9 protein-coding genes are annotated in these 13,839 nt (G+C 45.5%); all 9 read right to left on the minus strand.

The features are described 5' to 3' along the window. Positions 1-515: 515 nt before the first annotated feature. The 9 genes from MHB56_RS05350 to MHB56_RS05390 all read right to left on the minus strand — a co-directional run bounded on the left by MHB56_RS05350 (position 516) and on the right by MHB56_RS05390 (position 13,833). Positions 516-941 (minus strand): stage V sporulation protein AB, encoded by a 426-nt coding sequence (locus MHB56_RS05350; protein WP_341143351.1) that lies wholly within the window; start codon positions 939-941, stop codon positions 516-518. A 2-nt stretch (positions 942-943) separates the two neighbouring features. Next, entirely contained in the window at positions 944-1,600 is a 657-nt protein-coding gene (locus MHB56_RS05355; RefSeq protein ID WP_076127430.1) for a stage V sporulation protein AA, read from the minus strand. Positions 1,601-1,825: 225 nt separating this feature from the next. Then, the gene (locus tag MHB56_RS05360) at positions 1,826-2,872 is read right to left on the minus strand and encodes a glycoside hydrolase family 53 protein (RefSeq protein ID WP_341143352.1); all 1,047 of its coding nucleotides are present in this window, start codon (positions 2,870-2,872) and stop codon (positions 1,826-1,828) included. 2 nt (positions 2,873-2,874) lie between these two features. Further along, entirely contained in the window at positions 2,875-3,753 is an 879-nt protein-coding gene (locus tag MHB56_RS05365; RefSeq protein ID WP_341143353.1) for a carbohydrate ABC transporter permease, read from the minus strand. 27 nt (positions 3,754-3,780) lie between these two features. Continuing rightward, complete coding sequence (locus tag MHB56_RS05370) at positions 3,781-4,671, minus strand: ABC transporter permease (protein ID WP_036676126.1); 891 nt, start codon at positions 4,669-4,671, stop codon at positions 3,781-3,783. 234 nt (positions 4,672-4,905) lie between these two features. Next, complete coding sequence (locus MHB56_RS05375; protein ID WP_076127426.1) at positions 4,906-6,624, minus strand: extracellular solute-binding protein; 1,719 nt, start codon at positions 6,622-6,624, stop codon at positions 4,906-4,908. A 107-nt stretch (positions 6,625-6,731) separates the two neighbouring features. Further along, positions 6,732-8,372 carry a response regulator gene (locus tag MHB56_RS05380; protein ID WP_076127424.1) on the minus strand — a complete coding sequence of 547 codons (1,641 nt, stop codon included), beginning with the start codon at positions 8,370-8,372 and terminating at the stop codon, positions 6,732-6,734. An 18-nt stretch (positions 8,373-8,390) separates the two neighbouring features. Then, positions 8,391-10,136, minus strand: coding sequence for a sensor histidine kinase (locus MHB56_RS05385; RefSeq protein WP_340010764.1), 1,746 nt, complete (start codon positions 10,134-10,136; stop codon positions 8,391-8,393). Between the two features lie 139 nt (positions 10,137-10,275). Continuing rightward, complete coding sequence (locus tag MHB56_RS05390) at positions 10,276-13,833, minus strand: glycosyl hydrolase 53 family protein (protein WP_341143354.1); 3,558 nt, start codon at positions 13,831-13,833, stop codon at positions 10,276-10,278. Positions 13,834-13,839: the final 6 nt, after the last annotated feature.

A 13,839-nucleotide genomic window follows, 5' to 3' on the forward strand; every position in this document is an offset into this window, starting at 1 on the left:
CCGAGCTCATCCGATGCTTCTGCATCTTGCTGCTCTGTTCCCTGCTCCGCAGTGGCATCTGCATCCTGCTGCTCTGTTCCCTGCTCCGCAGTCGCTTGTGCATCCTGTTGCTCAGTTCCCTGCTCCGCAGTCACTTCCCCATCCTGCTGCCCTGTTCCCTGCTCCGCAGTCGCTTCTGCATGCTGCTGCTCTGTTCCCTGCTCCGCAGTCGCTTCTGCATCCTGCTGCTCTGTTCCCTGCTCCGCAGTCACTTCTGCATCCTGCTGCTCAGTGCCTAATTCGGCTGATGCCTCTGTATCTTGCTGCTCCTGGCTAGTTTCAGATGTTGTAGAATTTCCCGCTGAATCTTCACTTCCACCGATAGCTGAAGTGCCCTCAGGATCTGTGTGATCTGCAACTAGATCCTCTGCAGTTGTCTTCATTGCTGCAGCAGCTGCAGCATTATCTTCCAGATGGTCATCTTCCGGTGCAGAATCACCGCTGTGAATAAACTTGCTCATTTCCTAACCCCCTGTTTACTGTCGGTATACAAACCAGTCGAACAAAGAACCCGCGACCTTCCCACTCACCATCGCCATTAACAGACCGAATAGATAATGTGTCATATTTAAGCGTTTAGCGAGTATCGGCAGCACATTTAATACCTCGGTCAATGCTGCAGCGAGCATCCCGACAAAAATCCCATCAAATAGTCCTACACCAAGTTCAACTAGAGGACCTGAGGTAATTTTCCAATTCCAAAAATCACTAATAGTACCTACTAAAGATCCACCAACCATCGCGCCTTCATACCAATGAACTTTATCGTAAGAAGAGGTTAATTGCGCCAGACGCGGCACCATATCCAGCACAACAAATAGAGCGATCACTCCACCGCCTACAGCAATACCACCCGCAATGCCCAGCAGCAAATTTAGTCCCAGTGCTATGGGTGCCGTCATCTTCAGTCCTCCCTATTCTCAGATTGGTTTTCACTGCGGCGCCTCATCTTGCTGTATTCCTCATTGATGACATATTGGTCGATGTTCTTCTGATACAGATACATTTCCACTTCCAGCGGAGTAGGTTCCTCATTCCACTTCTTTTTAAATAAATGGTTGAAAAAAATGACCATCCCAAACCCGATGCCCAGAGAATAAGCAATCTGAAATATATAGGGATGCTCATCCCGATGACCCGTTAGCATCTCCACAATTCGAATTTGTACCTCCAGCATATTTACATCAGCATGAAAGTTCATAATTGTCAGAGCAGACCCAAAGAAAAGCAGCAGCCACACTAAAACAAACATCGCCACCGAAGGTTTCCGTCTCTCCACCTGACTCTCAATCTGCACAATCGTCCTCCCTTCACCGATCGGTTCAATGTCCGCATTCGGTATAAGTTCATATATCCGGGGGATAACCATCAACAGATCAATCAAAATCAGATTGCCGTCACTTTGCTCCGGCTTCATTAAGAGAATTGTCTCCAACGACTCTTTCAGCTCAGGCTCCGCTATCAAAAAAGCAATATCACCCAACGTGACACCTTTACCCTTGGGAACCATCACCCGATTTTTAAGCTGTATATAGATGGTGGGAGCAGAATGTTGTTTCATCCGCATTCCTCCTAAAGGTTATGGTGAAGCTCAGGTCCAAGATAACGGTAGTATGGGAGTAAAGCCTTATTTTTACTCTTGCTGCTCTGAATCAATTTCTTGAAATACTGAAATGTTGCTTGTTTATAGGTATCAGGAAAGGCTAACCCTTCTTCTGGAAATTAAAAAGAAGACAGCTCAAGGTAATTAACCTTAAGCTGTCTTCTTGTTTCAATCCTAAATACGTCAGAATTCGAGCGAATCCAATTTCCCTCCCGCAAAATCAAACAGGGTCAGATTGGACCAACCATTCTCATGTCCCACGGACCATTCCTTTTGCGAAGGAATCCAGGCTGGCTCCCAATAATAAAATCCGACACCTTTACCGTTAGGTATATTCTTAATTACACTAATAAAATCTTTCATATACTTAGTCTGACCCTCTACTGTAGCCGGATAACCTTCATGCAGCTGCTTTTCCTCACTTACTATTAAGGAGAAACCTTCAGGTGCATTCAGCGTCCAAGGATAAGCTGTTTCAACAACAATAATATCCTTATTGTACCGCACCGCCAATTCATTCAGGTTAGATCGCAAGTCATCCAGTGTGCCGTGCCACCAAGAATAAAAAGATAATCCGATCACATCAAAATTTACGCCATGCTCGAAAAACCGATCATAAAAGTTACGGCTGGCTGGATGATCAGCACCGCGGTCAATATGGATCATGACGGACAAATCAGAAGCAACAGCTTTTGCGCCCGCTATTCCTGCTTGAACCAGTGTAATGAACTGTTCCCACTGCTCCGTAGTATCCCACTCACCATCCACCTTGCCTTCATTCCATAACATGCCTGGAGTAATCTCATTACCGATCTGCACCATGTCGGGCATTGTGCCTTGAGATTGCAAAAGCTCAAGAACCTCACGAGTATACTCATACACGGCTGATGTTAAACCCGTAAAATCAAGGTTCTCCCAAGCTTTTGGCTTCGATTGATTAGCAGGATCTGCCCATTTATCCGAATAATGAAAATCCAGCAGAAAGTTAAGTCCTGCTTCTTTAATTCGCTTAGCCATAATCAGCGTACGTTCTAGATTGCAGAAGCCGCCCGGAGGATCATTCCAAATCCGCAGCCGGATGGCATTCACGCCATTGTCTTTCAGAATGTAGAGCAAATCCTCAGCGTTCTCAACGGACTCTTCAGCACCGCTGTAATACGCTCCTCCACCCTGCTCAATTTCATCCAGAAACGAGATATCCATTCCATTGATAAATGTGGTTGTCATCATTGCTACTCCTTTACAGAACCAAGTGTCATCCCTTTAACAAAATATTTTTGCAGGAAAGGATATACGATCAAAATTGGAGCGGCTCCGATAAATATTTGCGCGGCTCTCACCGTCGTCTGCGAGATCAGCTCCATTTCCTTTGGATTGATGCTCATGGAGCTCATATCCCGTTGAATGATAACCGTCTGCAGGAATGTCGCCAGTGGAAATTGCTTGGAATTATTCAAATACAATAGTCCATCGAACCAGGAGTTCCAATGGAATACCATGCTGAACAAGGCAATCGTAGCGATCGACGGCAGAGAAATCGGCAAGTAAATACTGAACAACGTACGGAAATGTCCGGCTCCGTCTATTAGCGAGACCTCCTCCAGATCTTTTGGAATACCACGGAAGAAGTTCAGCATCAGAATCACCAAGAACGTATTTACCGCACCTGGCAGAACAAGTACCCAGAAGGAATCCATCAAACCAATCTTTTGAATCACAATGTAAAATGGAATCAAGCCGCCGTTGAATACCATACTGAAAACGAACAACCAAGAGTAGACATTACGGCCCTTGAAGGCTGAGTTTTCTTTGGATAACGGATAGGCTGCCAAAAAAGTAATTAAAAGTGTAAGTCCAGTCCCGAGTATGGTTCTTTGAACAGATACCCAGATGGAGTGTAGAAAGATCGGATTGTTTATTGTCTTTTTATAAGCTTCCAGAGAGAACTGCTTTGGCCATAACCCTACCAAATTGGCATCCGCTGCCGACTTCGCGCTAAAGGATACAGCCAGCACGTGAATCAAAGGTACAATACACATCAGTGCGAGCAGGATTAGAAAGCAAGTATTAAACACGTTGAATATACGATAACCTCTTGTTTTGTAATACATAAGTTGTCTCCCTCTTCCTTTGGTAGATTAGAAAATGCGATATCCTGCCCACTTCTTAGCCAAACTGTACGAGACGAGAATTAGGATCATACTAATGGCCGACTTAAACAGTCCGATTGCCGTACCAAAGCCCATCTCACCATTCAGAATAGCCGTGCGGTACACGAAGGTATCAATAATATCGCCTTTCTGATAGACCAGTGGATTGTAGAGGTTAAAAATCTGGTCAAACCCTGCGTTCAATACATTTCCGAGAGCCAAGGTACCTACCACCACAACCATTGGCAATAGAGATGGCATTGTGATAAAACGTGTCTGCTTCCAGCGGTTAGCGCCATCTATTTCAGCAGCTTCATATAATGATGGATTGATTCCTGCTAGAGCAGCTAAGAAAACGATCGTATTATAACCAAATTCCTTCCACACATCTGTGAGAATAACTGTGAACCGGAACCAGTTGTTATCACCTAAGAAAAAGATTGGTTTGAAGCCCATGCTGCCTAAGATCTGATTGACAAAACCATCTGTAGCAAGCAAATCCAGCAAGATCCCGCCGAGAATAACCCAAGATAAAAAGTGAGGCAAGTACACCAGTGTCTGAATAGTACGCTGTATGTATACCTTGCGAATCTCATTTAACAAAATGGCGAATACAAACGGTACAGCCAGATTGAAAATCATTTTTAGAACAGCAATAATCAATGTATTCCAAATGACCTGCATACTGTCATTACGTTCAAATAGATAACGGAAATTGTCCAATCCAACCCATGCCGAGCCTGAAATTTTCAGCCATGGCTTATAATCCTGAAATGCCATCACAATTCCGCCCATTGGAATAAAGCTGAAGATGATCAGGAATATCATCGCCGGCAATAACATCAAGTGAAAAGGCCATGTTTTTTTTAGTGTTCTCATCCTTGGTCCCCCATATCGTGTCAAGTTCTTCTGTAACCATACTCAAATTATAGCAACGCCCGAATTCCTCAAATAGCGGGCAAAACCAATATATATGGTACAAAAGCAATCTCTTTATCACATTGAAAAAAGAGGACTTCAAACGCAAACAGGGACCCTCCCTAAAGCCTAATGCTACGGCTGAAGAGACGGTCCCGTTTACTCCTTTTTACCTAGTCAAACTAAATCCAAACCTTATTTTACGCTGTCATACCATTCGTTAACTTCTTTAGTGATTTGATCGCCACCACCTGATTTCCAGGTTGCTACAAAGGAATCAAATGCATCCAGCGGTTTGTTGCCATAGATAATTTCATTAAACGTTTGGTTCTCAATTTTGTTCAGATAGTCCATCTTCGATTTCATAGTTTCGGTCGTAGGACCTGTGAACATATTCTTAAAGGATTTATCCTCTTGCGCCAGCAGAACTTTGGCAGCCGCAGGGGTATCTTTACCATAATTCACAGCTACGTCCTTCTCCAGACGGGTTGTTGGCTCTGCGCCATCTGCCAGGTTAAGGAGTGCTTTCATTTGGGCATCCGGGATCCGGGCACCGTCACGAACCAGCATATAACGAACACTATTCACATAACCGCCAGCAATTTTATCATTTTCGATCATCTTGCCGTTCGCGTCCAGCTCATAGTCATATCCTGCAAAAAGACCGTTATCCAGTTCACTGCCTGGCGTTGGATTAGCAAAGTTATCGAACAGATAGTTTTGATAAGTAAAGAAGGCTTCTGGATTTTTCATTTTCGTGCTGATCAAAGTTACACCGTTAGTGAATTGTGTGCCATGACGCATAACCTTTCCATCCGGTCCCGCTGGAATTTCAATTGGAGCCCATACTGCATCTGGAGAGTTCTTCACGGTATCCTGAAGCGGCCAGCCGCTCATCCAGTAAGGACCCGGGAGAATCCCTGCTGTACCTGCAACTGCTGGTTCGGCAGTTTTGTTCTCATCCCAAAGAGCTGCTTCCTGAGGAATATAACCTTTCGCCAACCATTCCTTCAGTTTTTCAAGCCCTTGCTTCATGCCAGCATTTACTGAGCCGTATTCTAGTTTACCATCAGCATCTAGATTCCATTGCTGTGGCAAGGTTCCGTAAGCACCAAAGATCCAAGATGGATCGCCCATCCAAGTGTTCATTGTTGTTTTGAAGCCGATACTAAGTGGAGTTACCTTGTCTGGTGCCAAGCCATCAGGGTTCTGATTCTTGAACGCATCCATCACTTTTTCCAGCTCATCGATCGTCTTAGGGGCTTGCATATTCAGCTTATCCAGCCAATCTTGGCGGATCCACAGAATGTAATCATGGTTATATGCATAATCGAGAACAGGCAGGCCCATTCTTTTGCCATCACGGCTGTATTGGTTCCAAACGTTAGGATCCTGTGCCATCGCTTCTTTCCAAGTATCTGAAGCATATTTATCAAACAAAGTTCCTACATCTGCATACATGCCGGAATCGATCAAATCCTGTGCAATCGTGTTGTCGGCTGTACCGATGGTTACGACATCAGGCATGTCCTGACCTGAAGACATGGATAAACGCAGCTTCGTACCAAATGCGCCGTTCGTATCTGTGATGGACCAAAGGGACTTAATGTTGATGCCGAATTTTTCTTTAGCCCATTTTGTAGCCACGTTATTCTCAATGCTTTCACCGTTTTTGAATTTAAGCTCAGGGTCCACGCCCCATGCGGTTGTAAATGTCACCTCAGGATCGTATTTATCCTTGTAGGCGTTTTCAGAATTGGAAGCTGTATTTGCAGTCGCTTCACCAGCTGCTTTATCTCCAGCAGTGTCTTTACTATTAGCAGCGTTATTGCCTGAACAGCCCGCAAGGCTACCCGCCAAAAGCATGCTCATGCACAGGAGCGGCAGCCATCTTTTTCTCTTCATCGCGCTCATTTTGTTCCCCCTTGGATTCCATAAGTGTTGGTTACATTTTAATTATAGGGAACGACGCTGAGCCCGAATACGTCATTTAAACAAGGTTTCTGCACCTTTCTCAACCTCTATCCGTCCCGGAATTCATTTGGTGTCATATTGTAGTGTTTTTTGAACATCTTACTGAAATATTGCGGATTCTGATATCCAAGCTCAGAGGTGATTTCATAGATTTTTTTATTCGTATTTTTAAGCAGATATAATGCCCGTTCCATCCGCATCCGAATAATATAGTCCCCAAGTCCTTCCCCAGTCTCAGCTTTATAAATCTTGGACAAGTAGACTGGATGCAAATATACATGATCGGCAATGGTTTTGACGGACAGCTCATGCCCCGAATGGTTTCCTACCAGCTCATGCACCTGCTTGATAATATAACTTTTCGTATTCTGATCGCTTTCGGATAGCTCCTTCTGAAGCTTATCGAGCATATCAAACGCCCAATCTTTAAGCTTATCAAAAGAAACAATAATACTCTGCGTCAACAACGGATCTAAAGCATATTGGTCGATCTTGGAGATGAACTGACCACTCTTATGCGCTATATACATAAATGCATTCGTTATCGATAGAAAGACCTCGTACAGATGTTCACTGGAAAACCGTGCATTCTCCATATCCCGGAACACGTCAGCAATTTTTTGCCTTGCTGTATCCCATTGTTTGGATTCCAGCAGATGAATGAGTGTAGGTGGACGATAAAGACATTCGAGCGATTTGATGCTGATCGTCTCCTGATGCTGGCGGTCATCCAAAAACAGCACGGAGCTGGATTCATCATGTGCTGCCAAATACATCGAGCTAAGGCCGCTTCGATAGGCAGCCGTCATCCCCTCTGGAAAGGTGAACCACTCCGTTACAATCAGTGAAATCTCACCCTTGAGGTAATTGCTTACACTAATTCGGAAATTCGCGATCACCGCTTTTAGGATTTGCTGCCTTGCAGCTTCATAGTTAGCCATTTGCTCCAATTCCTGCTGTACAGCTGGCTTTAATTCAACAAGCAGAATCAAGCAATCATGCGGCGCTTTGCAGAACCAGACATGGAACTGTTCCTTAAAAAGCTCCTCGGCAATGTTGCCGATCGCATATTCCATGAGAGAGACCGAATGGTGATCCATTGCGGCATAATGTTTACCCAGCTGAATCAGCAGCATCGCCGCTTCAGCATCCGGCTGGAAGGAGATTTCATATTCCTTCAGCTTAATGGCTAGTGTCCGCTCAGACAGCACCCTGCCGAGAAGCAATTCGTGCATCAGATTAGCCCGCAAAACACTGTAATCGGCTTTGCGATTATACAGCAGCAAATGATATCTATCATGAGCTTCCCATTCGTCTTTCAAAGATTCAATCGCACTGGATACGCTTTTGATAAACTCATCATCACTTACCGGCTTCAAAATATAATCAAATGCCTGCAGTTGAATAGCTTTTTTCGCATATTGAAAATCGGAATAACCTGTCAATAAAATGGACCGAATATTTGGCCATTTCTCGCTCACGGCTTCAATTAATTGCAGGCCAGTCATTCCTGGCATTGAAATATCCGTAACCATAATATCTATAGCCTGCTGTTCCATAATTTGCAGAGCTTCAGCACCCGATGCCGCTTGATGCACCTGCTTTACCCCGATTTCAGCCCATGGAATAGTACGAGCTAAACTTTCCGTAACATAGGGCTCATCATCAACTAACAACAGCTCTATCATTCTTTCCCCTCCTAGATGTCATTCCATTTCATTGTCTGTGTAGGGCAGCAACCACTGCAGTGTCACCTGTAATCCTCCAAGCGGAGAAGGCGAGATGCGCAAGCCAGACGTCTCCCCAAAACGCAGCCGCATTCTCTGATGCACATTCCATAGACCGCAGCCCATTTCTTCATCCATCGCCCTGCTTAGTTTATTTTCCAGTTCTATAATTTCCTCTGGCGTCATGCCCTGACCATCATCTTCAACCGTAAGCGTCATTTCTCTGCCTGCACAGGAACCCGTAATCCGCACCAGTCCCTCTTTGGCGACGGGCTCAATTCCATGTATAACCGCATTCTCCACCAAAGGCTGCAGCACGAGCGGCGGAAGCTCTCTTTTGCGCATTTGCGGTGGGATATTGATCTCATAACGAAGTCTGCTCATCCTCATCTTCTGGATCTCCAGATAATGATTCACAAATTCCACCTCTTCAGACAGCGCAACCAAATCACGTTCCTGACGAGTGGTGTATCTGTAATATCGGGACAAATTATGCGACATCCCAACGACTGCCCCCATATTATCGAGCTTCGCCATACTTGTAATAAAGGAGAAGCAATTATAGAAAAAATGTGGATTTATCTGTGATTGAAGCTGCTTTAAGCGGGCTTCGCGAACATGGATTTTCTCCATCAGCACATTCTCGATCAGCATCTGAATCTGTTCTACCATACTGTTAAACCGGCCGGACAGGAAGCTGAATTCATTCTTCCCTTTAATCTCCACTCGCGCAGAATAATCCCCTTGCTTCAACCGTTGAAAGCCTCCAACCAATAACCTTATAGGCACCTGCACTTGAACATATAATAGATAGGCTACGAGACAGCTCATTAACAACAAAGCACTGATCGCAAAATAAAATAAACGATTAGAGGTCAGGATCGGATGTAGGATTTCAGTCAGCGGCATATAGTCGATCAAATACCAGCCCATTTTGTCCGAATAGACGATATTTACACTGTAGGATTCACCTTCTATTTTGACCGTGCGATTCTCACTAGGCTTCAGCTGGGTCTCTTCCAGCCTGTCTACCAATTCTTTAGCTAACACCTTGTCGGCACTGCGGTTAAAAATAAGGCCTGTTCCCTGCTTATAATAAAAAGGATCTCTTCTGCCATCACTTTTGAATTTATCCAGCATATCCTCTATGTTCCGGCTGTCGAACTCTACCTTCATAACCGTTTTGACTTTTTCCGGAGCGAATTCTGACATAAAAGGTGTAAAAGAAAACCATGAGAATACGAAGCGGTCACCCTCCTGCCCTTCAATCTTATCCACATGCCAGCCCGACTTCACTTCCCGCTTCAGATCCTCATCTTCGTATAACTTCGCATCATTTTCAGACACCATACGATGAATGGACGGGGAGTATAAATATAGCTTACTCTTCCAATTGGAGGAGCTTTCTTGAATGCTGATTTTGGTCTGAATCCGTTTGATCAGGTTTATCGTATCCAGATTCAAACGCCCTTTTTCCAGATAAGTATCCTTAAGGCTGAGGATATCAGGATCATGGATCAGCAGAATCGGCCACGAGGACAATAACTCCATATTACTTTCTACCTGATTCTGAAAAAAACTAAGCTGATTATTATTCGAAGTATTTAACTCCGTACGCAGCACATCCGTGGTCGTTTTATTGGAATAGAAGTAAAGGATGGTTATCGGGATCAGCATAATGACCATGATACTCACGATTTTGGTAAATAAATTATATCTATACACGTTCCTTCACTCTCCGGCTCAAATGTCATAGCCCCTATTGTACAAACAATCCCTACTTGCGAAAAGATAAATATCTAAAAAATGTGGTAAAGACAGGCCCTAACTGCCTTTTCGAGCACAGTTATTGCCTGTCTGCCTATTATTGCTGCAAAAGATTGAGTATGATGTAAGCCGCTTCAGCGCGTGTTGTATGGGCTTGCGGGCGGAAATTGCCATCTTCGAATCCATTGATAATCCCAGCCTGCGCAAGCGCTGTTATCCCTTCACTGGCATACAACGAGATCAGGTCTTTATCTTTAAAAGAAATAACGTTCACATCTTTCTGACCGTTCACTTTCTCCGCCAACTTAAGTGCACGGTATGAAATAGCTGCCATTTCTTCACGGGACAATTTATCATTCGGGCCAAAAGTGCCATCCGCATGTCCTTGTACAACACCCAATCTCCCAGCAGTATTCACAGCAGAGCTATACCACGCATCAAGGTTCACATCTTTAAAACTACCTGTCCCTCTTTCTGCATTTAGCTCCAGCGCGGGCAGCAGCATGCTGACAAATTCAGCACGTGTAACCTCCCCTTGCGGATTAAAGATCCCGTTTCCTATTCCTTGCACGATCCCTTTAGCCGTCAAGGATTCAATCGCTAACGTGGCCCAATCTGCTGCTTTTAAATCTGTGTACCCCACCTCTGCGTACCCCGCAGCATAAATGCTGAAATGACTTGGATTAAACACAATCTGTTCCGCGGTTGGGTTGTACCGCACAGCTTTGATAACTTCGAGTTTTCCATCAGCAAGTATCGAATAAACAGCAATCCGCTGGCTCTGCTCCCCGAGCTTCAGCTTGTAGTGGAAGGCTACCGATATTGCTCCTTTTTTGAAAACATCGATAGAAGTCCCGTCTACTGACACATGGATGTTATAGGCCGGGTAGTCTTTTGCTCCAGTTGCCAATGGTGAAGGCAAAGTTGGCGTATCTACCTGAACCAGTGAGAGCGTTAGTTCCTTAGCTCCCGTCTTTATAATTCCTGCACTAGCTTCCGTAGAAACCGTAACAGAGGCCGTCCCATATACAATTACTATTTGAGGATGTTTGCCCTGCTCTAGTATAGAACTCAACGGAAGATGAACGACTGCTCCCTTAAGCTCTCCCGTCGATGGCAGAACAGAAATAACCAGTTTTCCATCCGCCGGAAGCGTCGACAACGCCTTATTGATATCCTCTATACTTAGCGTGATATCAGCTATGCCGGAAATTCCTGCTTGTGCCTTCACCTGAAGTTGTCCTGCCGTTGTATGTTCGACCACTGCTTTATTTGCTGAATTTACAACGCTTGAATCTCTGACGGTGATGATAGGATCAGGATTAACCCCTGTTCCGGGTTCCTCACCAGTGCCGGGATTCCCTCCCGTTCCGGGTTCCTCACCAGTGCCGGGATTTCCTCCCGTTCCGGGTTCTTCACCAGTGCCAGGATTTCCTCCCGTTCCGGGTTCCTCGCCAGTGCCGGGATTCCCTCCCGTTCCGGGTTCCTCGCCAGTGCCAGGATTTCCTCCCGTTCCGGGTTCCCCGCCAGTGCCAGGATTTCCTCCCGTTCCGGGTTCCTCGCCAGTGCCAGGATTTCCTCCCGTTCCGGGTTCCTCTTCGCCCCCCTCACCGGCCACCGGGGTTTTGAAGACATTTAATGAAGAGAGTGCATTCCCTGCAAAATCGAACATTGCCTGATTCTCCCAAGCATTTCCTTCGCCTACCTTCCAGCCTACACCTTGCACTGGAATCCAAGCTGGTTCCCAATAGAACAAGCCTGTTCCTTTACCATCGGGTACTTTGGACAATACATTCATTACTGTTTTGACCTCAGCCATTTGACCTGCAACCGTAGCTGGGAAGCCACTGCCGTCTAGCTGATCTTGGCGGGCGATGTTATTCTCAAAATTGTCGCCGTCCTCCAGCGTGTAAGGATACGCGGTTTCCGTCACAATCACTTCTTTACCATATCGTTTAGAGATATCGTCCAAGTTAAACTGCAGGCTATCCATCGTTCCGCTCCAATACGGATAAAAGGACGCGCCGATCACATCATAATCAAGATTCCGCTGCGTTAATTCGTCAAAGAACCAACGAAACATATCATTTTTGCCACCTTCAGCAAGATGGATCATAATTTTGATATCCTGACCTGCACCCTCGCTGTCTCTAACTCCCTTCACTCCGCTCTCCAGAAGCGGAACAACCTTCTCAAAAGCATTCTCTTGATCATAGGATTTGCCATCTGGCCATAACAAGCCCCCATTAATCTCATTTCCGATTTGAACCATATCGGGTGAAGCTCCCTTTTCCTTTAGCTCATCCATAACATCTTTGGTATAGTCATATACCGCTTGCTTCAATTCATCATAGGAGTAATCCGCCCATGCTCCTGGCTTGTTTTGCTTTCCGGGATCAGCCCAGAAATCAGAGTAGTGGAAATCAAGCAACAGCTTAAACCCTTTGGCTTTGACACGCTGCGCCATTTCCACAACATGCTCACGGTCATTATAGCCGCCAGCTTCCTGAGGATCATTCCATAAACGCAGCCGAATGTAATTTACACCCCGGCTTTTAAGAATATCCAGCAAATCCTTTTCTACTCCATTGTCGTAATACTTTCCACCGGCATCCTCAATCGCTTCCAGTGTGGAAATGTCCGCACCTTTTATGAACCCGGATTGCAGCACAAGCGGAGTAACCTGAATATCAGCTGTGGGTTGTAGGTCTGTCCCTGCAACTTTCCCCATTACGCTGTAAGTTCCTTCAACCGCGTACTCCGCTTCAGTAAGGTCATCCCAGGTTACAGGCAGCTGTTTGCTTGACCCATCTTCGTATATAGCCGTTACCGCTGATGGCAATAAAGCAGGCACATCCGTAATTGTGCTGACATTTATACTCTCAAATCCGACAATAGGCGTGCTGCTGTCACCTACTACTGTTACCTTCGCCACTGCCTTCTGCACAGTACCTGAGATAGAACCGCTTACTGTATAGGTTCCGGGACGGGAATACTCTGCTGGCGGGATCACATCCCAAGCAACCTGAGCATCCTCCGTGTCAGAATTGCTATATACCACAGTTACAACACTTGGAAGCTCAGGGGCTTGCCCAATTTCCGTGTCCAACCGTACTGGCAGTACAGTTTGTATTTCACCCTGTGCCGGCTCATGCGGCGCGCTGTCTGCGGGAACACCCCAGACCTTCAGATCATTAATGGCTGCCCATTTCCCGCCGTTGATGCCGGTCAGGTTGACCCTTACATATGAAACATTCCGCAGCTTAAAAGCATTGTACTGAGTTTGCTCTACACTGCTGCTCTGACTTTTGTCCACAACTGTTGTCCATACCTTATGATCACGTGATACTTCAATCGTATATTGATTAATGTAACTCCATGCATTCCAGATGACGGTTGCGCCTGACAAGTCATATGCACCTTGCAAATCTACTTCCAGCCAATGAGGAAAGCTCCCGTCATTCGCCGTCCAATGTGTGTTCCATTCATCGGAATCTACTGCGTTACCCGCTTCATACCCTGCAAGCTCACTATCGGATATAGCAGGCTTTCCTAGGGCAATATTCTCATCTCCTGCCGCTTGAGCAGACTGCCCAAACGTAAAAGGGGAAATAAGAAAGGTCAGAATCATAAATAATACAAATGATTTCTTCAATGTCTG

This window comes from Paenibacillus sp. FSL H8-0315 (assembly GCF_038005365.1).
Lineage (GTDB): Bacteria > Bacillota > Bacilli > Paenibacillales > Paenibacillaceae > Paenibacillus_AQ > Paenibacillus_AQ odorifer.